This window comes from Streptomyces achromogenes, assembly GCF_030816715.1.
Classification (GTDB): Bacteria; Actinomycetota; Actinomycetes; order Streptomycetales; family Streptomycetaceae; genus Streptomyces; species Streptomyces achromogenes_A.
The window spans coordinates 8,938,222-8,959,347 of record NZ_JAUSYH010000001.1 but is presented as its reverse complement, the minus strand read 5'-3'; the positions used below and the strand labels follow the sequence as shown (position 1 = coordinate 8,959,347).

Here is a 21,126-nt window from a genome sequence, read left to right as displayed (position 1 = left end):
GGCAAAAGGGACGAGCAACCCGGGATCGCTCAGACTGCGGGGTGCAGGCGGCTGTCGTGGACGGTCACCTCGGCGGTGAGATGCGGATCACGGCTGGAGCGTCCGACGTGCAGGCGGTAGCGGCCGGGCGGAGTGCGCCACGCGCTCGCCTCGACATCCCAGATCCGGAAGGCGCGGGCGGGCACGTGCACCTCGGCGGTGACGCGTGCGCCAGGTTCCGCCTGGACCGTGGCGAAGCCGGCGAGCAGGCGCACCGGCCGGTCGACGCCGTCCCGCGGCGGCTCCAGGTACACCTGGACGACCTCACGGCCGGCCCGGGGCCCGGTGTTGGTCAGCGCCACGGTCAGATTGAGCCCGTCTCCGCCTGCGGGGCTGGTCAGGGAGGCGGCGGAGACGGGAGTCGGGGAGAGGTTGACGGACTCGTACGTCCATCGGGTCCAGCCCAGGCCGTGACCGAAAGGAAAGGCCGGGACGAGTCCGGCCCGATCCCAGGCCCGGTGACCGACGTGGACGCCCTCGGCGTAATCCACGATGCCGTCGCGGGGGCGCGCGTCGGGGACGGGGACGTCCTCGGCGCGGGCGGGCAGCGTCCAGGGCAGCCGGCCCGACGGCTCGGTACGACCCAGCAGCACATCGGCGAGCGCGTGCCCAGCCTCCTGGCCCGGCAACCATGACCACAGCACGGCGGGGACTTCGTCGGCCCAGGGCAGCAGCACCGGGGCTCCGGCGTTGACGACCACGATGGTGCGCGGGTTCGCGGCGATCACCTTGCGGACCAGGTCGTTCTGATGGCCGGGCAGGTCGAGGCCGGTGCGGTCCCAGCCCTCGGACTCGACCTCCTCGTTAGTGCCGACCACGACAACGGCCACATCGGCCGCCTGGGCCGCGGCGGCGGCTTCGGCGATCTCCTCGTACGGCGTCGGGCCGGGCGGCGCGTGCCGGATCTGAGCCGTGACGAAGCGGCCGTAGCCGCCTGCGTCCACGACGGTGAGGTCGAGGGCGAGGGCGAGCGTGCGCCCTTCCGGCCCCACCTCGACGTCGATCCCCCGCTGCGGAGGGTGGCTGTGGCTGGACTCCAGCACCAGCTCGACACCCCGGTCGTCGCCTCCGGCCAGCCTCTCCTCGCCGTCCACGCTCACGCTGAAACGCCCCGCGCAGCCGAACTCAAGGTGGTGCGTGCCGGGCTTGGTGAGGGTCAACCGCGTGCGGAACAGGACGCGTTGGGTATCCGGTGCGAAGGTGTCGTACATGGTCCAGTCGCCGGTGACGTCCACTTTGCCGCCGATGCGGTTGCCGTCGGCGTCCAGGTGGTCTGCCCGTATGCCCGTCGCGCCGGTGTCGGGGTCGGTGAGCAGTTCGGCGGAGGCATACGGCAGACGCAGGCGGGCGTCACCGCCCCGGTGCACGTTCAGCCGGACACCGTCGGGAAGGGCGGCGCGCAGTCCTTCCTCGTAAGACACGGTACGTATGGCGGGGACGTAGGCGCTGCCGCCGCCCTGGAGGTACGGCGCGACGGCGTTGGGGCCGATCAACGCGACGCTGCGGAGGCCGGTCGGCGAGAGCGGCAGCAGGTCTTCCTGGTTGCGGAGCAGCACGGTGCCCCGGGCGGCGACGTCACGCAGCAACCGAAACTCCTCCGGTGCGGGCTCTGCCGGGACGGGGGCCGCCCCCGGCTGGTCGAGCCGGCCGACATGCCGGGCCAGGCGCAGCAGCCGCAGCACCTTGTCGTCGACGAGCTCCTCGTCGACCTCGCCCGCGCGCACGGCCTCCACGAGCGGCCGGCCCCACAGGGGCTCGGGACCGGGCATCGCCAGATCCAGACCGCCGACGGCCGAGGCCACGGTGGACCGGGTCGCGGCCCAGTCACTGACCACGGGCCCGGCATACCCCCACTCCCCCTTCAGCACCTCGCGCAGCAGCCGCACGTTCTCGGTCATCGGAGCCGACTCGACCCCGTCATCCACACCCGAGTACGCGGCCATCACACTCCACGGCTCGGCCTCGGCGAGGACCTGCTCGAAGGGGGCCAGGTAGACCTCCCGCAGCGTGCGCCCGTCGAGCCGGGCGCGGTACTCGGTGCGGTCGGTCTCGGAGTCGTTGGCCACGAAGTGCTTCAGGCAGGCGCCCACACCCCGGCCCTGCAACCCGCGTACGACAGCGGCGGCCAGGGTGCCGGTGAGCAGCGGGTCCTCGGAGAAGTACTCGAAGTGCCGCCCGGCGACCGGGGTGCGCTGGAGGTTCACCAGCGGAGCCAGCACCACGTCGACGCCCTTGCGGCGGGCCTCGACGGCGAACAGCACACCCAGGCGCTCGGCGAGGTCGCTGTCCCAGGTCGCCGCCAGCGCGCTCGGTGCGGGGGCCAACAGGCCGGTCTCGTCGGGGTCGTCACCGGTACCCCGTACGCCCTGCGGGCCGTCGGACATCGTCACCGCCGACAGGCCGAGCCGGGGCTCGGCCGGAAATCTCCACAGCTCGGCGCCGGTCAGCAGGCGGATCTTGGAGTCCAGGTCCAGACCACGGATGCGGTCACGGAGCTCGGAGTCATCGGGGATGGCAGGCCGGCTCATGCTCGTCCTTCCAGGCCGCAGTGCGGCACGAAGCGGGCGGAACGTGGAGCAGAAAAGCACACTCACTAAGTACTTAGTAAGTCCTTGTGCTCAAGTTCTTTCTCAGGTTTGATCGGGACGTGACCACTGATCGACAGGCCCGTAGACTCCGCACGATGAGCGAGAGCACGCCGAACGGGGAGCGGCAGCCCCGCACAGGAAAGAGCCTCAAGGCCCAGCAGCGGCGGCAGGAAATCCTGCAGATCGCCATGGACACCTTCGCCGCCCGCGGCTACAACAACGCCTCGCTCCAGGAGATCGCCGACCGGGCCGGAATCACCCAGGCCGGCGTCCTGCACTACTTCCGCTCCAAGCCCCAACTGCTCACCAGCGTCCTGGCACTACGCGACGAAACCGACATCGAACAGCTGGGCCCGGAACGCCCCCGCGGCCTCGCATTCCTGCATCACCTCGTCGACACCGTCCGCCGCAATACCGAACGCGAAGGCATCGTCCGGCTCTACGCCGTCCTCTCGGCGGAAAGCGTCACCGAAGGCCACCCCGCCCAGAACTACTTCCGCGACCGCTACACAGGCCTGCGCACCTTCGTCACCGATGCCCTCGCCGAAGCATGCGAACTCGGCGAGACACGGCCCGACCTCAACCTCGAAGACGCGGCCAACGCGATCATCGCCGTCATGGACGGCCTCCAGATCCAGTGGCTGCTCGCCCCCGACTCCGTCGACATGGCAGCTTCCACCAACCGCGTCATCACCGCGCTCCTGGCAGACATCACCGCCAATACCAGCTGACACACCGTCCTTCGACCCGTCCTTCGACGCGAGCACGACGAAGACCAAGGTCCTGGACAGCGGCACCACTTCGCAGATCCCGTCCTACGCCGACGACTACACCTTGCGACCCACGCCCTGCTCACTTAAGTGGGAGCCAGCAACGTTCATCGGCGGTTTCGGATAGCGCTCGGGGACCGCGGATCCCGAACATGTGACTCTGTTCCCGGGCGATGGAAACACCAGCAGTCCCGCCGTCGCGCGGCCCTACAGCGGCTTCGCCGCGTTCCGGCGACAACTGGCGCAGGCTGAGGGGATACCCGTGCCCACGGGTAACAGGGAACTTCACCTTGCTCACCCTCGTCCTGCGTGTCGCCGGGCGCGGAGGGACACTGGAAGCCTCATCCGATCTTCGCTGGAGGGATGATGAGTCTTCAAGGAGAAGTCTCCGATGCCGTAAAGCAGGCATATGAGCAGAACAGGGCCGATTATGTGGATCTGAACGAGCGGCTGCAGGTCCTCCAGGAGACAGCGGCTGCGCGTTTGACACAAGCTGGCGAAGACCTGTCGCTCCATTTCTTCCCGTGCCTCCTGTGCGAGTGCCACGGCTACTCACGAGATCCCGCGATCCCCTCGACCGGTTGCATCTGCAACGATCCAGCCCACGCCCATCGCCAGATATGACGGAGCCGTGCCACGAGGCAGTACCGGGAGGCATACGTCACGTCGCTACGCCCAGGCCCACCGTGACGAAGTTTGGTGTACGCCGAGGGGTTCGCCTTCACCCATGCCGGGCTCGGGCACGGTCACGTCGGCTGACCGGTGGAATGATCTTCTGGTTGATCGTGCTGGAGGGGGCTGTCTGTAGGGGGCCGTGTCGCCGTCGCATAAGGGGCACCGGTACCCGGTCGAGGTCATCTCCCACTGTGTGGCTGTACTTCCGCTTCCCGCTGTCGTTGCGCGAGGTCGAGGAGCTGATGCTCGAGCGCGGGATGGTCGTCTCCTACGAGACGATCCGCCGCTGGTGCGGCAAGTTCGGGGAGGCCTACGGCAACGCGCTGCGCCGCCGGCAGCCCCGGCCCGGTGACAAGTGGCACCTGAACGAAGTCTTCATCAAGATCAACGGCGTGCAGCGGTACCTGTGGCGGGCCGTCGACCAGGACGGCAACGTCCTCGACATCCTCGTACAGAACCGCCGGGACAAGGCCGCGGCCAGGCGCTTCTTCCGCAGGCTGATGAAGAAGACCCGCACCGTGCCACGGGTGATCGTCACCGACAAGCTCCGCTCCTACGGCGCCGCCCACCGCGAGGTCATGCCCTCCGTCGAGCACCGCCAGTCGAAATACCTCAACAACCGGGCCGAGAACAGCCACCAGCCAACCAGGCAGCGCGAGCGCGCGATGAAAAAGGCTTCCGCTCCGTGGGCGGGGCCCAGCGGTTCCTGTCCGCGTTCAGCGGTATCTCGCCCCACTTCCGGCCCCGCCGCCACCTGATGCCTGCACACGACTACCGCGCCGAGATGACCGTCCGCTTCGCAATCTGGGAGCAGATCACCGGAGTCGCCGACCTCGCCACCGCGGCCTGAGCACAGCCCGGAACCGGGCTTCACCACGCCACGACGCACCATCAGACACCTACCCACCCAACAACACGACAGCGCCCCCAGCGGTCATGGAACAGATCGCTCGGGTATCGGCGACGTTCAGGCATGATCCGGGACTACCCTACAGACCCGGGTGCTCGTGCCGGCGCGCGAAGAGCATGGACGGTCGGCAGGACCCATTCGCCGGCCGCGCCCTGGTCAACGCCCTTCTCGGAGATCTGCACCTTGCGACCTCTTCGCCTGAACGAAGGAACCCACTCCTTGCTCCCCATACGCGCCGCCCGGCGACGCCTTGCCGCGGCCGTCACCGTCGTCCTCGCCCTCACCGCCACCGGTGCCGCGCTCCCCTCCCCCGCGACGGCCGCGCCCGCCGCCAGCCTCGCGGCCACCGCGGCCGAGGGCCAGTCGGTCGTCGCCTTTCCCAAGGGGGACGTCATCACCGGGGTCACCTCCTCGGGCTACCTGACCCACAACCCGGCCACCGGCCGAAGCTGGCTTCCCGCCGCGGGCGGCTCCCCGACGAAATGGCCTTCGAGCTCCACAGTCCTGGGTACCGGGTCCGGCGACCTCGTCGCCACGTACGCCGCCCCCGCCAACACCACCGGCATGATCACGGACATGGCGACCGGATCGGTCGTCTACTCCTACTACCCCGGCCCCTCCACCACCGGGATCACCTTCGCAGGCGCCGCCGGCGTCAGCCTCTTCACCACGCTGGACAACCCCGCGGGCGGCAAGACGCTCCGGATGCACACCAAGGACATGCCGCAGCGCACGGTGACCGGCCTGCCGGACACCGCCGCCGAGGTGAAGGTCGTGCCCGCCACCAACACCCACGCCCAGGTGACCTACGCCACCGGCGCCGGCACGGACACACGGCGTTTCCTCGGTCTCCTCGACCTCGCCGTCGGCGGCGTGACCGAGACCTACGAGCTGCCGGCCGCCGACGTGGGCACCGGCCTAGCTGTCTCGGCTAAGTACGTGGCGTGGGTCGAGTACAACCCCTCGCCGGACGCGAGACTTGACGCGGCGGTGGCCGTCACCGACCGTTCCACGGGAACGCGGCAGAACATCCCGGTGGGCAAGGTGCGGTCCAAGGGCGTGAAGCTCGGCCTGCGGGACAACTGGGTGGTCTACGGCGACACCGGCGCCCTGAACGCCGACGACAGCTACTCCTCGGACGCGCTGACCGCGTACGACCTGACGAGCGGCGCCACCCGCAAGCTCCTCGACCACCTCACCTCCGCCGCCACCGCCCCCGACGGCACCCTGTTCGCGCGCGGCGGCACGGTCGCCGGCAACGAGGGCGTGTACCGGATCGCGCCCGGCCAGGACGGCCTGCCGGCCGCGACCCTGGTCGCCGGCACGGGCGAGTCCACCCGGGTCACGCTGACCGGCTCCGACGTCCCCGCCGTGATCGACCTCGATCCGAGCGGCGGAGATGCGGCGATGGCGTGGAAGCTGTCCCGGAAGAACGTCGTCGTGACGCTCGCAGTGCGGCACGTCCGCACGGGCAAGACCGTCACCGCGTACTTCACGCGTCCCCTGCAGTCGTCCGTCACCTTCAACTGGGACGGCGAACTGGGGTGGCCGGAGCGAGGCAACGCGTACAACGGCGCCTACACCTGGACGCTCGTCGCCAAGCCCCTCAACGGCATCGGGCCCGACCTCACTTCTTCAGGCGCGTTCACGGTCGTGCGCACCGCCAAGCCGCATGACTTCGACGACAACGGCGCGCCGAACGTGCTCGCACGAGACAGCGCCGGGCGTCTGTGGAGCAGCGACACCTACTACGACCCCTACAACCCTGGGCAGTTGGCGGAGCACGAGACCAGACTCATCGGCCCGGGCTGGAGCATCTACAACCAGATCGAGGCCGTCGGCAATGTGGGCGGCTCCCAGCACGCCGATCTGGTCGCCCGTGATGCCAGCGGTGCGCTGTGGCTGTACCTCGGCACCGGCATCGGCGGCTTCTCGAGCCGCACAAGAATCAGCGGCGGCTGGCAGATCTACAACAAGATCACCGGCGGCACCGACTACACCGGGGACGGCCGGGCCGACCTGCTCGCCACCGACGCTTCCGGAGTGCTCTGGCTCTACCGGGGCACCGGCAACCACGCCGCTCCGTTCGCGACCCGGACGAAGGTCGGCGGCGGCTGGGGCGTCTACAACAAGATCACCGCTGTGGGGAACATAGGCGGCACCGCCGCGGGCGACCTCGTCACCCGGGACGGCAGCGGTGTGCTGTGGCTGTACCTCGGACACGGCAACGGCACCTTCGCCTCACGCGTCAGGATCGGCAGCGGCTGGAACGCCTACAGCGACCTCGTAGGCATCGGCGACGCCGACCACGACGGCCGACCCGATCTGCTCGCGTACGACAAGAGCCGGAACACGACGTACCTCTACCGCGGCACCGGCAACTCTTCGGCACCTTTCACGACGCGGATGTACTACTCCCCCAACAACCCCACCGTCGCGTACAACCACCTGGCATGACACATTCGTGATCGAAAGGTCCTCCTGACCGGCGATCGCCACGAACGGCTGGCACCCGTACGTGCAGCCGGGGGACCGGCCGGCGAGTTCGCTGCCTCGGGGTGTTCACCGATTCGCGTCCTGCGCCGCACGAGGCGAGGGCGGCAGGCTACCCCGCACACGGGCTACCTCACGCGCGGGTGTACAGCATCGGCGGTCACCCGGTGTGCCCGGGATGCCCCTTGGTCAGCAGTGTGCTCCAGGCCAGTGCAAAGACGGGAAAACCGAGTTCGGCGAGGCGCAGACGGGCCGTTTTGGCCTTCACGTTGCCGACGCCCGTGACCGTTTCGACGAGATCTACCACGTAGTAGAGGTGGGTGCCGACGAGGGTGTACCAGCTCCGGTTGGGCGCTGCTTTCGAGCATGGCGGGGGAACGGTCGCAGCAGCCGTTCCCCCTACGCGGGGTCGGTCAGCGCACGCCAAGCGGCGGCTTACCGTGCCGGGCTGTGAGCTGTTCTCGTCGGCTGACCCGCGGCGCCGGAGCTGGTGGTGTCTGCTTTCCAGACGGCGCGAAGACGACGGCGTACGCCTCGTACCAGTTGCTGTTCTCGTCTTGCTTCGAATCGGCCTCGAACCGGTCGCGCGAGTCGGCCCGTCCCTGGGCCCACACCTGCACGTCGTAGGTACGGGATGGATCGAGAGCGACGCATGCGTCACCCGGCTCAGACAGCCGACCGAAGGCGTCGATCGGTGCCTCGGCCGGTTTAGACCGTGTCCTACATGGTCAGTTTCCGGAGCCGTTTGTAGCAGCAGAGCGCTGCGGCCAGGCCGAGAAAGGCCAGGTAGTTGCCTGGTTTCCGCTCGTAGCGGTGGTTGAGTCGGCGGTAGCCGGTCAGCCAGGACATGGTGCGTTCGATGACCCACCTTCGGCGGCCGAGTCGCTCGCTGGACTCGACTCCTTTGCGGGCGATGCGGACGCCGAAGCGCTTACCCCATAGCCATCGCCGCAGGTGAGGCACGCCGTACGCCTTGTCCGCATGAAGGCGTTGAGGCTTGGAATCGGTCGCGTGGGATTCGTGTCCCATGTGGAAATGGGACAGCATCGGCTTCAGGGCCTGGCTGTCGTGGGTGTTGGCGGCGGAGACTCCGACGCGTAGAGGCAGTCCGTTCGCGTCGGACAGAACATGCATCTTGGAACCTGGCTTACCCCGGTCCACGGGGCTCGGACCTGCAAGTTCGCCCCCTTTTTAGCCCGCACGTGGGCAGAGTCAAGGACCGCACGGGACAGATCGACCAGGTCCCGCTCGTCCAGAGGCCGGAGAATCTTCTGATGCAGCCGTCCCCAGACCCCGGCTCGCGACCAGATGACGAACCGGCGATGGACGGTCGACTTCGACGCCCCGAAGCACGGTGGCAACGCCCGCCAAGCGCAACCGCTGACCAGCACATAGATGATCGCGGCGAAGACCGCCTCATCATTGATGTTCGCGACCCCGCCCCCTTGCGGACGCACCCGGGCCGGCGGCAACAACGGCCTCGCTATTTCCCACAGTCCGTCCGGAACGATCCATCCCCACCGTCCACTCCCCATGCCCAGGACAACTGTCAACTGACCATGTAGGACACGGTCTAAGGCCTGTCCCGTAAATGATCTTTGACTCGTTGGGGACGTAGTCGGTGGCCTGTCCAGCCGCTCGTCCATCCGGTGAGGTTGAGATTGTGCAGGCGGGCGATGCCGAGCATGGCGTGGTGGACGCCGTCGCCCTTGAGGCGGCAGTCGCGGAGGATCTTCCAGGTCTTCATGCGGGCGCAGACGTGCTCGACGCGGGCGCGGACCTGTTTATGGGAATTGTTGTGGGCGTGTTTCCAGTCGGGCAGGTCTTCGCCTTTGCGACGACGGTGGGGCATCACGAGCCCGGTGCCTGGATAGCCGCCGTCGGCGATCGTCATGGATTTGCCGACGGCGGCCTTCGCGCCCGACTCCTCCCACGCCTTGCAGTCGTTGCGGTTGCCGGGCAGGGGCCGGCCGACCACCACGACGAGCCGGTGTCGGCGTCGATGACGACCTGGTGGTTGGTGGAGTACCTGTAGTTCTTAGATTGTTCGGCGATGCTGTGGTCGCGAGTGGGAACCAGGGTGCCATCCACGATGAGCACCGTGCCCTTGCGGAAACGCTGTCGCTGCTTGAGCGCGAGCAGTGGGCCGGTGCGGGCGACGATCCAGTCGGCCGCGGACTTCGAGATGCCGAACAGCGGGGCGAGCTGCCGCAGCGTCAGGTTGGTGCGCCAGTAAGCGGCGACGAGCAACACCCGGTCCTCCATCGGTAGCGACCATGGGCGTCCCGGCCGCAGCGCTTCAGCTCCCTCGTGGCGCAGCATCGTGATCAGCTTGTGGAAAGCGCGCGGGTTCAGCCCGGTGAACGGGGCTATCCAAGACGGCTCCGACGCCGTGATCACTACTGCCACATCAAGATCATCCCATCATCCCGGAGCTGGACTCACGGAGATCCCTACGCGCCGGAATTTCACTGGGCGGTCTCGTCATCGGGCGGTACCGTGCGAAGCAGAACCAAGGGGGGATGAGCTGGTGCGCCCAGTGCTGTTGGTGGATGTGGACGGACCGCTCAATCCGTATGCCGCCAAAGCCGCACCGCCGGCCCGAGGGCTATCAGACGCACCGCCTGCTGACGCCTCGTTGGGAGGCCGCCGAGCGGCGCCGGCTGACTGAGTGGGGGCTGCCGAGCAAGCCCGTGAAGCCCCTGCGAGTGTGGCTTAACCCGGATCACGGCCCGGCGCTGGATGCCCTTCCCTTCGACCTTGTGTGGGCGACCACCTGGGAGGAAGAAGCCAACGCTTTCATCGCGCCAGTCCTGGGACTGCCCGAGCTGCCCTTCATTCCCTGGTCCTCGCCGCGGGCCCAGCCCGGCGGCGGTGTGTTCTGGAAGACGCCGGAGATCGTCGCGTGGGCGAAAGGCCGTGCGTTCGCTTGGATCGACGACGAGATCACAGAGGCCGATCGCGCCTGGCTGGAGGAACACCACGACGGTTCCGCCCTACTGCACCGAATCGACCCCCGATGCGGCCTCGCCATCGACGACTTCGCCGCGCTGACGTCATGGGCGACCGGCCTGGACTGACTTCACCATCGCTCGACAACCGACCATGACGCCGTTCCGAACGCACATTGCGGGACAGCTCTTGGCCGGGCTCCACATCGCCGGCATCTTCCTCTGGTCCGCCCGGTGATCCAAACGAAAGTGCCTAGCGCTGCGTTCCGACGTTCAGCGATCCCAACAAGGCGGGTCCAACTGTTCCCAGTGGGAGGGGCGTTCGGGGCCTTGAGCGATGTTGACGAGGGAAGTGGCCTCGGCCGGGGCTTTGCGTGGGGCTGCCTAATCGACTACAGGGGGTGAGCCGTGTGGGGTGACCGAAGAGACGGAATGCGCCTCAGACCCGTCTCGCCCCAGGAAGTCCGCTGCATGGCCCGGTAGTGACGAAGGGTCACCGCCGCCTCCAGCGCCAGCGGACCGGAGCCGATGTGTGTCTCCTGTCTTCGCGTTGCGACTCGTGCCAGCGACGACGTTCCCGGCGGAGTCGGCGCCGCGATCGGTTTCGGCTGATCCGCTTGCCGCATTCGGTTCCTGCACCGAGGATCAGCAGCGACGTGAGAAGTGCAGCCAAGACGGCCTGAGACGCGTAGGCTACCGGCAGATCAGCCCACGACAAGCCGTAACTGGTCAGCGCCAAGGAAGCCGACCCCACGCTCAGCACCAGGAAGAATCGACTTGTCTCACCTGGAACCGGCCCTCCCTTGGCCGCCCACTTCTTCATGCCTTCGACGAACCAGAAGGCGACGAGTGCGGCCACTTCGAGCCCTGACAACAGGAACGCCAGGCCAAGGTCCAGAACCCACTTCAGCATGTTCATCATGCTGAGGCGGATGGAGGGCTACACGCCTGAGTACGGCTACTCAGATGAAGCGGCCATCACGCGCGACTTCACCATGTGGACGTCACAAGTTTGCAGCAGGCGCGGTGTCCGACTAGGCAGCCTGGTTGTGCTTCCAACGCCGGGAAACACACCTGGGACGCAGCCGCCATCCCGGAGTTATTGTCAAGATCTGTGAATCGGGCCGGGCTGAGGCGGCTCGGTGGACATTCTGATCTTGATGTCGTTCTCGCCGTGCCGGGTGACTTCGTGCAGGCCGAGTCGCCGGTAGAGGGCCTGGGCCCGCTGGTTGACGACGAGAACGTCCAACGTGAGGTCCTGGCCCTGCTGGCGGGCCTGGTGCAGGAGGCTGCGGATGAGCTGGCTGCCGATGCCGCGTCCCTGGTGGTCGGGGTGGAGCTCGATCCGCGCCAGGTAGATATCCGTCGGCCGGTGCTCGACGTCGAGCATGCCGACCTCCGTGCCGTGGGCGGTGATGATCTGCCATCGGTCCGGGGTGAACGCGCGGGCGTGGAAGTCGCGTTGGATCTGTTCGTCCCAGCCCCAGATGGCCGTGATGTAAGCGCCCATGGCGGCTTTGTGCAGTTGGAAGCAGTACTCGCTGTCCGCGGAGGTGGTCGGCCGCAGGTCGATGGCGGTCATGCGGCCTGCTCCTGGGGCCGCTCGACGAGCAGGCCGCGTTCGAAGGGGGCTCCGGCGCGGACGAGGGCGGCGAGGTGAGGTGCGTTGACCGCCCGCCACCGCCGCTGGGCGGACTCGACGAGTTTGAAGACCATAGCCAGGGCGGCGGTGCGGGAGCCGGCGCCGCGGGTGACCTTGGTCCGCAGCCTCACGGTGGAGAACGTGGACTCGATGGGGTTTGTGGTGCGTAGGTCAATCCAGTGCTCGGCGGGGAAGTCGTAGAACGCCATCAATTGGTCCTGGTCGTCGGTGATCTTCTTTACGGCCTTGGGGAACTTCGCGCCGTAGAGCTTGGCGAACGTTTTGATCGCCGCCTCGGCGTGGTCGCGGTCTTCGGCTTTGTAGATGTCCTGGATCGCCTTCTTCGCGCCGGGCTGCGCGGACTTCGGCATGGAGTCGAGGACGACCGCGAGCACCGGGGCGCGCATGAACCTGTCCTCACCTTATGTGCGTGCACTCAAGGAGTTCAAAAGAGCGGCCCCGTGTTCGGCGTCGTCCACGCTCACGGCGAAATCCTTGCCCTTGGCCGTGCGAATGACCAGGCACTCGCCGCCGCGCAGCATCACCGTGGTCCCCAGACCACTCAGCCGGTATCCCCAGCCGCCGACCTGAGCGGGCGTGCGGTTCTCGGTGCGGGCCGACTCGATGTCCTCAAGAACCCAGCGGCGGCTGGGCCAGCCCAGGGGGCCGAAGGACACGTCCAAGCCGCGTTCCGTCACGCGCGCCTGAACCGAAGAGCAGGCCAGGACCAGCACACAGGCGAGCGCGAACGGCGGCGCGGCCAGCGCCACCGGGGGGTCCGCCAGACCTGCCAGCGCTCCCACCACAACCGCGATCGCGAGCAGCCCGGTCACGGCGGAGACTGCCTGAAGCCAGGGAATCGACGTACGCGCGAGCCATGCGAGCCGCTGCCCGGCGGGCAGCTCCAGCGCCGGGTCGTCAGCCGCCGACGGCACCTGCGCCGGCGCCCGCTGCGCGGCCAGGGAACCGATCACGCCGACCGTGGCCGCGACGACGAGAGTGCCCACGACCCAGCTCGTCACCGAGTCGGCGTCACGCCAGTCCGCGTGGTCGAGGTTGGCCCGCACGATCGACGCCTGCCCGCCGAGCAACATCACACCGCCGAACCCGAGGCCCGCGAGGGCCCATCCCGGTATCGCGCCGTTGTCGGTCCCCGCCCGGCGCAGCGCCAGCGCGGCGACGGCGGTCAGCACCGCCCGGACGAGCGCGGGGAAGAGCGCGCGGCCCACAGCGGCATGGAATCGTCGGGCCTGCCCGAGCCGCCGTTCCAGTGCGTCGCGAGCCGCTCGGGCAGTCGACTGCTCGCAACCGGCGGCAACGCCGCCAATAACACCAGCACACCCACGCACCAGCCGACGGTTCCCCACGCAGTCGTGCTCCTGCGTCCACGGTCGGTCACGGAATCTCCCTGATCATCTCGATGACGTCGCTCTTGCCGACGAGATCTCGGAGAGGTTCACTGATCTGTACCCCGACGTGTCGGTGCCGAAGAACGCGGGGCGCTGGATTGGCGCGGTGCAACACCGTATGGCTCAGGCTGGAGAGCATCGCGCCTCCGCTGTGGACCTCGTCATCGCCGCCACCGCGGCCCATCACGGTCTGGCTGTCCTCCATGATGACGCCGACTACCGGGCCGTTGCCCGGCACGCATCCGACTTGACCGAGCACGACATCCATGACGTGGCTTGAGGCGCTTTGGCCTGCGCATACGTAGCCTCCCACACCGTTGGGAGGGGCGGTACGGGGACCTGATCGGTCCGTTGTGGCGCTGCACCTGCACGGTGCGCTCGGCCGGTCACGCGGCTTCCGACCTGGTCATACGCATTCTTGTGCCGACTTCATCATGGGTGGCCTCGGTGGGAGTTACGGCAGAGGCAGGCCCTGGTGGACGCGTTGAAGGATGTGGTCCAAGGGGCACGTCGACTCCGCAGGCGCGGGCGAGGCCGCCGAGACCGTTCGTCCAGCCCTGGCCGAGGGCGCGCGCAGCAACCTGTACCTGTGGGCCCGCCGACCAGGTAGTCGGTGCCGGTGCGTTCGGCGAGCCGAGGCAGGACATCGTCGGGCAGGGTGTGCATGAGACGTGCGGTGCTCGCGTCCTGTGGTGAGGTCGTGGGGAAAGCGATGCCGGTGAACACGGGGCCGTCCGCGGAAGGCAGTGGTGGCGTGACGGCGGCGATGAGGCCTGTCTGCCGCCGGAACGTCCCGCATGGTCGGCCCTCCGTGACTGGTGTTCCTGGCGCAGGTCGGGTGGGCGGGCCGGGTGATCCCGGCCCGCCCCTTGTGGAGAAAGGATTCTCCTGGAGGGTCGTGTGCCGTCAGGAGAGCTTGAGCAGGGTGTAGTCGTCGCAGTAGCCGGCCGACGTACCCGTGTCCTTGTAGCAGTAGACCCCGGCCGACGTGTTGGTGCTGCCGGTGGTGAAGAAGACGGGCTGCTGGGCGTAGGCGGTGCTGGAGGTGCGCAGGTAGGTCTCGGTGCCGCCGAAGCTCTTCACACCGACGGCGACCTGCTCACTCGCGTTCGCGACCTTGGCCCAGCCGGCCAGCAGGTAGGTGCTGCCGGCGGTGAGGCCGGTGGCGGACTGCTCGACACCGCTGGTGGCGGCGCCGGTCTGCAGGGAGTAGGTGCCGGTGCGGGCGTTGGAGGCGACCACGTTGGACTGGGCGCCGCTGCCGCTGCGGGCCCAGGGGCTCAGGGAGCCGGTCTCGAAGCCCGCGTTGGTCAGCACGTTGGAGGGGGTGGAGATCCGTTCCACCGCGAGGTCGTCGCAGTTGCCGGTGCCCGTGCCGCCGACGTTCTTCCAGCAGTAGACCAGGGCCGAGGTGTTGGAGCTGCCCGTGGTGAACAGCACCGCGGCCTGGGAGTACGACGTCGTGGCCACGTTGGTGAACGTCTCCGTGCCGCCGTAGTTCTTGACGCCGATGGCGAGGGTCTCCCCGGCGTTCGCCACCTTGGCCCAACCCGTGAGCAGGTAGGTGGTGTTGGGGGTGAGGCCGGTGATGTTCTGGTTGGCGCCGCTGCCGTTGGCCTGGGTCGTGAGCGCGTAGCCGCCGGTGCGGGCGCCCGAGGAGGTGACGGAGGGGGCGGCACCGCTGTTGGTCCACGGGCTCATTGCGCCGGTCTCGAAACCGGCGTTGGAGACGAGGTTGCCGCCGGTGCCGTTGTCCGCGCCGATGTTGGGCGCGGCCGTGGCGGAGACCGGGTTGCCGAAGGCGTCCTTGCCGCCGTTGTTGCTGATGACCATTCCGGCCCGGATCACGGGAGAGGAGGCGTGGACCTGGTAGGCGTCGGTGCCGGTGTACGGGGAGGAGGTGGCCGCGTTGCCGGGGTTGCGGAACTGGGGGTCGGTCACGACCTTCGCCGCGTCGGCCGGTTCGGAGGAGGGGTGGTTGCCGTAGAAGAGGTTGTTGTTGAAGGTGGAGTTGACGCTGGCGAAGTAGCCGCCGGTGCCGTAGTTGAACACCGCGTTGTTACGGAAGGACAGGTTGCCGGTGATGCTGGTGCCCTTGCGCGAGTACAGGATCGGGGTGTTCAGGCCACTCTGGTTGATGTAGATGCTGTTGTTGTAGAACCGTGGGACGGCGACCGGACTACCGCTTCGGTTGGGGACGTTGCCGACGAAGTGGAAGACGCCGGAACCGTGAGACGGGGTTCCGGCGGCGGGGCAGCCGGCGTTGGTGCCGTCGTTCTCGCTGATGTTGTAGCGGATGACGGTGCCGTCGCTGGCGACGGTCGACGTCGGCTCGTTGGCGATCGAGAAGGGCGGCATCACCAGCATGAAGCCACCGAGGTTTTGGTGGCTGTAGTTGTACTGGAACGTGGTGTTGTGGTTGCCCCAGTCGACGTCGTAGCCGGTGCCGTCGGCGCCGTTGACGTGGCAGTACACCTCGTTGTTCTGGACCACGGTGTCGTTGCTGCCGGACATCCAGATGCCGGCCGAGGCGCCGTTGCAGTACTGGCCGGAGGGCGGGCAGTTGGCCTTCGCGCCGCCGTAGCCGGCCTTGTTGCCCTCGATGAGGGCACCGTCGTTCTTGACGACGAGGACATCGTCGGCGCCGTCGTAGGTCATGGTGTTGTTGCGGATGACCGTGCCCGTGGTCTGACCGGTGCCCTGGCCGTCCCCGTCCGGGGTGACGGCGACGGCGATGCGGTCCACGTGGTCGAAGGTGTTGTTCTCGATCACCACGTCGTCCCAGGTGGAGACGGGTGTGGTGTGGTCGGTCTGGACGCCGACGCCCGCGTTGGTGGAGTACCAGCCGCCCGAGTAGCCGCTGATGTGGTGGATGCTCATGTCGTGCACCCGGATGTGGTGCAGGGCGCCGCCCGAGCTGTTCTCGGCGAGGACGCCGGAGCGGTAGGCGGGGGAGGAAGCCGCGTTGGTAAGTTCCAGGCCGCCGATCTCCCAGTACTGCTGGTTGAGCAGGTGGATGACGGGGCCGGTGGCACCCTTCGCATCGATGATCGGCTTGGCTCCGGTGCCGTAGGAGCCCATGGTGACGGGGCTGCCGGAGGCGCCCGAGCCGCCCGGGGTGAGCTGGCCGGTGCAGGTGGTGCCGGCGGCGAAGAGGAGGCTGTCGCCGGCGCCGAAGGTGGCGCTGTTGACGCTGCTGACGGAGTTCCAGGGGCTGGCCTGGGTGCCGCTGCCGTTGGTCGCGGCCGAGCAGTTGACATAGAAGGTGCCGCCGGCCGCCATGGCGGCGGGGGCCGGGAGGAGGAGAGCGCCCGCCAGCGTGGCGAGCAGGGTGAGGACGCGGGACGCCCTGAGACCTGGGCGGTCCGATCTGCGACGCTTCATTGCGACGCTCCTTGTTTGGTGAATGTCTTCTCCGCGCCGCGGGATGCGACGTGGGGCTTCCTGCACCGGGCGGGTCGGCCGAAGCGGGCACGTCCGGAATCTGTGGCTGGGGCGGAGGCGGGGGGCAGGGGGCTTCAGCGCGGCGGGAGCGAGGCCGGGAGCGGCGTTTCGAGTACGGAGGCGTGGCGCATGCCCGGCGGCAGCGCCAGGGAGACGGGCTCCCAGTCCACGCCGTCCTTGCTGCGAGCCGCCCCGTATCGCCCTTCGAGGTAGTGATCGAAGATCATGACCAGCTCGCCTCCGCGCCGGAAGATCGACGGCCCCTCCACCACCGAGGGGGTGACCGGTCCGCTGCCGGCGGTGTACGGACCGCCGGGGGTCTCGAAGGCGGTGAGGTGGATGTCCTTGTGTGCGGTGGCGAGGTCGTTGGTGCCTCGCTCGTCCTTGAAGGCCATGAGGAACCCGCCGTCGTCCAGCTGCCGCACGGTGGCGTCGATGACCGAGTGACCGGGGTCGAAGAAGACGGTGGGGGCCGAGAACGTGCTGAAGTCCTCGGTGGTGCAGTGCCAGATGCGGTGGTCCTGGCCGACATGTTCGTAGTCGCGGCCCTCGGCCGTGCTCCCGGACTCGACGACCGACGACCAGATGAGGTGGTACAGCCCGGTCCCGCGGTCCAGGAAGAACTCCGGGGCCCAGGCGTTGTGGGCTCCGTCCACGTCGGCCATGACCGGGACGAGTTCCTGGTTCGACCAGGTGAGCAGGTCGGCCGAGGCGGCGTGGACGATGCAGGGGCTCGTCCAGCCGTCGGTGGCCAGCAGATGGAACAGGCCGTCGGGGCCCACCCCGATGAACGGATCCCGCAGTCTGCCGGTGCCGACCGTGCCCCGCAGGACGGGCCGGCCGCCGTTCACCACCGAGAACTCCTCGCCGTCGTGGCTGTAGGCGAGGTGGAGCGCCTCATCGGTGTCGGTGAAGTATGAGACCACGTACATCGGTGGATGGTCCTTCCGGGATGTTCGGGACGGCGGGGGTGCCGGGTGTCGGGGCATGGGGGTGCCTTGAACGGTGAGGTGTTCGTGTTTCAGGCCTCGGCGGCCGGGCCCGGCTCTACGACTTGACGGCGCCGGCCGACATCCCGGCGACCACGTGCCGCTGCAGGAAGACGAAGATCAGCAGCAGCGGGAGCACGCCGAGCAGGGCTGCCGGGAACAGGGTCGTCGGCTGCACGGTGTGCGGGTCGATGAAGGAGTAGGCGTTCACCATGACGGTGCGCTTGTCGGGGTCCTGCAGGAAGACCAGCGGAACCAGCAGGTCGTTCCAGACCTGGAGGGCGACGAAGGTCAGCAGCGTGCTGGTGATCGGGCGCAGCAGCGGCAGGATGATGGTGAAGAAGGTGCGGAACGCTCCGCAGCCGTCCAGGGCGGCGGCCTCCTCCAGGTCCACGGGGATCGAGCGGACGAAACTGGTGTAGAAGAACACGGCGACCGGGAGGTTGATGGCCGTGTAGATGATGACCACTCCCGCGTAGCTGTCGAGCAGGTCCAGGTCCCGCATCAGCAGGTACAGCGGCGCCACCACCACGAAGATCGGTACGGAGGTGCCCAGGATGAACAGCCGGTACACCCAGGTCGACCAGTTCTGGGTGAGGCGGGCCAGCGGGTAGCTGGCCAGGGAGCCGACGACGGTGATGCTGAGACACGACAGACCCGTGATCAGCAGTGTGTTCAACGCGCTGCGCCCGTAGTGGATCTGCCCGAAGGCCTCGGTGAAGTTGTGCAGGGTCAGGGAGTGCGGGAAGCCCAGCGGGGACCTCGCCACATCCGCCGCGGTACGCAGCGAGGTGACGACGGTGAAGAGGAACGGCAAGACGAACGTCAGCGTGCCGAGACACAGCAGCACGGTGCCGAGATTGCCGGAGGTCCGGCGCCAGAGGGTGGAGATCATGGTTGCCGTCCGTCAGATTCGTCGCTCGCGAAGCCGGAGCAGGGAGGAGGTGGCGCTGGACAGAACGACCACGGTCACGAGGAGCAGTACCGAGACGGCGATACCGAAGGCGAACTTCCCGCCGCCGAAGACATTGCGGTAGACGAGCATGGTCAGGGTGTCGGTGGCACCGGCCGGGCCGCCGTTGGTGAGCACGAGAGGAAACTCGAAGACCTTGAGCGAGCCGATGAGGCTGAGCGTGACGTTCACGGTCAGCGCGGGAGCCAGCATCGGCCACTCCACGCTGCGGAACCGCTGCCAGCCGCTCGCGCCGTCCACCGCGGCCGCGTCGAGCAGTTCGGTGGGCACGCTCATGTAGCCGGCGAGGAAGATGGCGCAGGAGTAGCCCGCGAACATCCACACGTTGACGGCGGCGACCGCGTACAGGGCGGTGGAGGTGTCCCCGAGCCAGACGTGCTGCAGCGAGTCGAGGCCGAGCACGCCGAGCAGCGCGTTGATGCCGCCTTCCGGGGCGAACAGGTACGACCAGATGAAGGCCGCCATCACCGGGGAGACGAGCGTGGGGGTCAGCAGCACCACGCTGAGCGCCTTGCGCACCTTGGGCCGGCGGAAGAGCAGGCTCGCGAAGAGCAGACCGAGGGCGTTCTGCGCGACCACGACGACTGCCGCGTACAGCACGGTGTGCCACAGGGCCGCGGTGACGGCCGGGTCGTCGGCCATGGCACGGTACTGCTCCGGGCCGACGAAGTTGGCGATGGGGCCGCCGAGGCTGTCGGTCATGCTCAGATAGACGCCGCGGGCCAGCGGATACAGCATGAACACGCCGTATATGACGATCGCTGGAAGCAGGAAGGCGGCCATGGTGGCACGCCGTCGGTGGAACACGGGGGGTCCTCCTCTTGCCCGGACGGGCCGTGGCGGGGGCGGGGCGGTGAGCCTCCGGCCACGCCCCCAGCACGGCTGACCAGGGGTGGCCGGGTTACTTGGCGGACGCCGCAGTCTGGATGTCCTTCAGGGTCTGCGCGGCAGACGCCTTGCCCAGCAGGTAGGCCTGGATCTTGGAGCCGATCGCGGTCTCGGCGGTCGCGCCGTACCAGGAGTTGGACGGGAGGATCCGGTAACGACCGTCCTTGAAGGCCGTGGTGAAGGCCGTCGTCTCGGTGGCTTCCGGCGTGGTGCCGTCCGTGAACGGGGACTCCGCGTTCTCGGCCGCCAGGTACTTGGCGAGGTTCTCGTTCTGCGACCAGAACTTGACGTACTCGCGTGCCGCGTCACCCTGCTGCGACTGGGAGTTGACGCCCCACATCGTGCCGGAGAAGAGCATTCCGTTCGGCTTGGTGTCCTCGGCGCCGCCCGGCCAGGGAGCGAAGGAGACCGGGAAGCCGGCCTTCTTGATGTTGGAGACCTGCCAGGCGCCCTGATACCAGAAGGCGCTCTTGCCGGCGCTGAAGTCCTGCGGGCCCTGCGACCACTCGTCGGTGCCGATCTCGTTCTTCCAGTTGACGTACCCCTTGTCCTCCAGGGTCTTCAACTGCTCCAGCGACGTCTTCCAGTCGGGGTTGAACGACGCCTTGCCGTCGAGGAAGTCGGCGTCCCACTGCTTGTTCTTCTGGTAGACGGTGGTCGAACCGCTCGCCTGGAAGACGGAACTGCCGGTCCAGCCGCTCTTGTCGGGCAGCGCGATGGGGTCGATGCCGGCCTTCTTGACCTTGGCAAGGTCCGCGAGGAACGCCGGCCAGTCGGCGGGGACTTCGGTGATGCCCGCCTTCTTCAGCAGGTCCATGTTGGCGTACAGGCCGATGCCGATCAGCTCCATCGGCATCGCGAGGGTCTTGCCGTCGGCCTGCGCGAACGGCTTGGCGTCCGGGGCTATTTTGCTCGCCCACGACTCCCCGGACAGGTCGGCGAGGTAGCCGGAGGCGCCCCACTTCTTCATCTTGTCCGTGTCGACCATGATCACGTCGCCGGCCTTGCCACCGAGCAGCTCGGGCTGGAGCTTCTGCACGTAGGTGTCGTTCGCGGTGATGTACTCGAAGTCGACCTTGATGTTCGGGTGGGCTTTCTCGAACGCCTTGTTGATCTCGGCAACGTTGGCGGGTTCCGCGCCGCCGCCCTTCCACGCCTGTACGTGGATGGTCACCTTGCCGTCCTTGGAGGCACCGGACGACCCGCCTCCGCACGCGGCCAGCGACATCGCCATGGCGGCGACCGTGGTGGCGACCGCGAGACGTCTCCCAGAGCGCTTCATTGCACACCTCACCCATCGTCGGTACGGACCGACTTGTCATCTCTGAAGGGGTTTGAACGGGCTGGTCGGTTTC

The 21,126-nt window shown here is 68.0% G+C and carries 14 protein-coding genes and 5 pseudogenes; 6 read left to right on the top strand and 13 right to left on the bottom strand.

All coding sequences use genetic code 11. The annotated features are described in order from the left end of the window. Nucleotides 1–29: 29 nt before the first annotated feature. A complete protein-coding gene (locus QF032_RS39410) occupies nt 30–2,567 on the bottom strand; it encodes a beta-glucosidase family protein (protein WP_307059909.1) in 2,538 nt (845 codons plus the stop codon). 155 nt (nt 2,568–2,722) lie between these two features. Between QF032_RS39410 and QF032_RS39405 the strand changes: the two genes are divergently transcribed. The 4 genes and pseudogenes from QF032_RS39405 to QF032_RS39395 all read left to right on the top strand — a co-directional run bounded on the left by QF032_RS39405 (nt 2,723) and on the right by QF032_RS39395 (nt 7,439). Beyond that, nucleotides 2,723–3,358 (top strand): TetR/AcrR family transcriptional regulator, encoded by a 636-nt coding sequence (locus QF032_RS39405; RefSeq protein ID WP_373430448.1) that lies wholly within the window; start codon nt 2,723–2,725, stop codon nt 3,356–3,358. Beyond that, a complete protein-coding gene (locus tag QF032_RS40815; RefSeq protein WP_373430515.1) occupies nt 3,348–3,524 on the top strand; it encodes a hypothetical protein in 177 nt (58 codons plus the stop codon). The genes QF032_RS39405 and QF032_RS40815 overlap by 11 nt, the downstream gene beginning before the upstream one ends. Before the next feature lie 687 nt (nt 3,525–4,211). Then, a pseudogene (locus tag QF032_RS39400) lies at nt 4,212–4,922 on the top strand (IS6 family transposase). A 279-nt stretch (nt 4,923–5,201) separates the two neighbouring features. Further along, entirely contained in the window at nt 5,202–7,439 is a 2,238-nt protein-coding gene (locus tag QF032_RS39395) for an FG-GAP repeat domain-containing protein (protein ID WP_307059907.1), read from the top strand. 196 nt (nt 7,440–7,635) lie between these two features. Here the strand turns inward: QF032_RS39395 and QF032_RS39390 are convergent, their stop codons facing one another. The 3 genes and pseudogenes from QF032_RS39390 to QF032_RS39380 form a co-directional block, all read right to left on the bottom strand. Further along, on the bottom strand, nt 7,636–7,782 hold the full coding sequence (locus QF032_RS39390) for a hypothetical protein (protein WP_307059905.1): 147 nt from the start codon (nt 7,780–7,782) through the stop codon (nt 7,636–7,638). Between the two features lie 413 nt (nt 7,783–8,195). After that, nucleotides 8,196–9,010 (bottom strand): IS5 family transposase gene (locus QF032_RS39385; RefSeq protein ID WP_307060539.1). Its coding sequence is split into 2 segments (ribosomal slippage): nt 8,196–8,668 and nt 8,668–9,010, totalling 816 coding nucleotides; the frame shifts between segments, so codons are not numbered across the junction. Between the two features lie 38 nt (nt 9,011–9,048). Beyond that, nucleotides 9,049–9,884: pseudogene (locus tag QF032_RS39380) on the bottom strand (transposase). A gap of 118 nt (nt 9,885–10,002) precedes the next feature. Between QF032_RS39380 and QF032_RS39375 the strand changes: the two are divergent. Next, nucleotides 10,003–10,555 (top strand): annotated as a pseudogene (locus tag QF032_RS39375) (hypothetical protein). A 364-nt stretch (nt 10,556–10,919) separates the two neighbouring features. Here QF032_RS39375 and QF032_RS39370 read toward each other — a convergent pair. The 4 genes and pseudogenes from QF032_RS39370 to QF032_RS39355 form a co-directional block, all read right to left on the bottom strand. Beyond that, nucleotides 10,920–11,348 carry a hypothetical protein gene (locus QF032_RS39370; RefSeq protein ID WP_307049552.1) on the bottom strand — a complete coding sequence of 143 codons (429 nt, stop codon included), beginning with the start codon at nt 11,346–11,348 and terminating at the stop codon, nt 10,920–10,922. A 183-nt stretch (nt 11,349–11,531) separates the two neighbouring features. Next, a complete protein-coding gene (locus QF032_RS39365; protein ID WP_307059904.1) occupies nt 11,532–12,008 on the bottom strand; it encodes a GNAT family N-acetyltransferase in 477 nt (158 codons plus the stop codon). Then, nucleotides 12,005–12,457 (bottom strand): annotated as a pseudogene (locus QF032_RS39360) (transposase); the annotation flags it as partial. The pseudogene QF032_RS39360 and the gene QF032_RS39365, both read right to left, overlap by 4 nt. 33 nt (nt 12,458–12,490) lie before the next feature. Further along, entirely contained in the window at nt 12,491–13,297 is an 807-nt protein-coding gene (locus QF032_RS39355; protein ID WP_307059902.1) for a DUF1648 domain-containing protein, read from the bottom strand. A 208-nt stretch (nt 13,298–13,505) separates the two neighbouring features. On the opposite strand from QF032_RS39355, the pseudogene QF032_RS39350 reads away from it, so the two are divergent. Beyond that, nucleotides 13,506–13,757, top strand: a pseudogene (locus QF032_RS39350) (PIN domain-containing protein); the annotation flags it as partial. Between the two features lie 626 nt (nt 13,758–14,383). Here QF032_RS39350 and QF032_RS39345 read toward each other — a convergent pair. From QF032_RS39345 to QF032_RS39325, 5 genes are all read right to left on the bottom strand, one after another. After that, complete coding sequence (locus QF032_RS39345) at nt 14,384–16,861, bottom strand: carbohydrate binding domain-containing protein (protein WP_307059900.1); 2,478 nt, start codon at nt 16,859–16,861, stop codon at nt 14,384–14,386. A gap of 134 nt (nt 16,862–16,995) precedes the next feature. Next, the gene (locus QF032_RS39340; RefSeq protein ID WP_307049544.1) at nt 16,996–17,853 is read right to left on the bottom strand and encodes a glycoside hydrolase family 43 protein; all 858 of its coding nucleotides are present in this window, start codon (nt 17,851–17,853) and stop codon (nt 16,996–16,998) included. 115 nt (nt 17,854–17,968) lie between these two features. Further along, nucleotides 17,969–18,805: a carbohydrate ABC transporter permease gene (locus QF032_RS39335; RefSeq protein WP_307049542.1), complete on the bottom strand. Its 837-nt coding sequence runs from the start codon at nt 18,803–18,805 to the stop codon at nt 17,969–17,971. A 12-nt stretch (nt 18,806–18,817) separates the two neighbouring features. Then, the gene (locus tag QF032_RS39330; RefSeq protein ID WP_307049540.1) at nt 18,818–19,690 is read right to left on the bottom strand and encodes a carbohydrate ABC transporter permease; all 873 of its coding nucleotides are present in this window, start codon (nt 19,688–19,690) and stop codon (nt 18,818–18,820) included. A gap of 94 nt (nt 19,691–19,784) precedes the next feature. Continuing rightward, a complete protein-coding gene (locus tag QF032_RS39325) occupies nt 19,785–21,053 on the bottom strand; it encodes an ABC transporter substrate-binding protein (RefSeq protein WP_307059897.1) in 1,269 nt (422 codons plus the stop codon). Nucleotides 21,054–21,126: the final 73 nt, after the last annotated feature.